The 688-nt window shown below is 73.8% G+C and carries 1 protein-coding gene; it reads left to right on the top strand.

What is annotated here, in order from left to right:
* On the top strand, positions 1 to 688 hold a 688-nt coding region (locus tag PUR61_RS02940; RefSeq protein ID WP_329875294.1), incomplete at both ends, for a PhoH family protein.

The following is a 688-nucleotide window of genomic DNA, read 5'->3' as shown; positions in this document are numbered from 1 at the left end:
CGGCGAGGCGGACACCCGCATCCTCGCGGTCGCGCGGAACCTGCAGGCCGAGGGGTACGACGTCACCGTCGTCTCCAAGGACCTCCCGCTGCGGATCAAGGCGTCCTCGGTCGGGCTGCTCGCCGAGGAGTACCGGGCCGAGCTGGCGGTCACCTCCGGGTGGACCGGCATGTCCGAGCTGCACGTGGCGGCCGACGACGTCGACGCGCTGTTCTCGGCCGGCCACGACGCCGCGGTGTCCATCGAGGGCGTCAGCGACCTCCCCGTGCACACCGGACTCGTGCTCACCTCCGAGCGCGGCCGGGCGCTCGGCCGGGTCACCGGCGACGGCCGCGTCCGGCTGGTGCGCGGAGAACGCGAGGCGTTCGGACTGCGCGGCCGCAGCGCCGAGCAGCGGGTCGCACTGGACCTCCTGCTCGACCCGGAGGTCGGCATCGTCTCCATGGGCGGCCGGGCCGGGACGGGGAAGTCCGCGCTGGCGCTCTGCGCCGGGCTGGAGGCGGTCCTGGAGCGGCAGCAGCACCGGAAGGTGATGGTCTTCCGGCCCCTCTACGCGGTCGGCGGCCAGGAGCTCGGCTACCTGCCGGGCAGCGAGAGCGAGAAGATGAGCCCCTGGGCCCAGGCCGTCTTCGACACCCTCTCGGCCGTCACCACCCCCGACGTGATCGAGGAGATCATCTCCCGGGGG

The organism is Streptomyces sp. BE20, from assembly GCF_036322525.1.
Lineage (GTDB): Bacteria > Actinomycetota > Actinomycetes > Streptomycetales > Streptomycetaceae > Kitasatospora.
The sequence above is the reverse complement of the archived record's forward strand: the minus strand, read 5'-3'. Positions and strand labels throughout refer to the sequence as shown.